The following is a 468-nucleotide window of genomic DNA, read 5'->3' as shown; positions in this document are numbered from 1 at the left end:
TGAAATCACGGCTCATCTTGCCTTCGCCGTAGATCTCGATCGGCTCGCCGTCGATCATGTTCTTCACGAACTTGAAGAGCGCCATGTCGGGCCGGCCCCATGGGCCGTAGACGGTGAAGAAGCGGAAGGCTGTGGTCGGGATCTTATGGAGGTGCGAATAGCTGTGCGCCATCAGTTCCATCGACTTCTTGGTCGCGGCGTAGAAGGTCAGCGGCTCGTCGGCTCGGTCGGTCTCGTGGAAGGGCACCGTCGGGCTCGCGCCGTAGATCGACGAGGTCGAGGCGAGCATCAGGTGGCCGATGCCGACATTCTTGGCGATCTCGAGAATGTTCCAGGAGCCTTCGAGATTGGAGGTCAGGTAGGCGCGCGGATTTTCGAGGCTATAGCGGACGCCGGCCTGGGCGGCGAGATGGACCATGACGTCGGGCTTGGCGGCGGCGACCGCGTCTTCCAGCGCCTTGCGATCCT

The 468-nt window shown here is 62.4% G+C and carries 1 protein-coding gene; it reads right to left on the bottom strand.

All coding sequences use genetic code 11. The features are described 5' to 3' along the window. A partial coding sequence (locus QTL95_RS16170; RefSeq protein ID WP_289721017.1) for an NAD-dependent epimerase/dehydratase family protein occupies positions 1 to 468 on the bottom strand: 468 nt, incomplete at both ends.

Origin of the sequence: Rhizobium sp. S152 (assembly GCF_030380735.1) — a bacterium.
Lineage (GTDB): Bacteria > Pseudomonadota > Alphaproteobacteria > Rhizobiales > Rhizobiaceae > Rhizobium.
The sequence above is the reverse complement of the archived record's forward strand: the minus strand, read 5'-3'. Positions and strand labels throughout refer to the sequence as shown.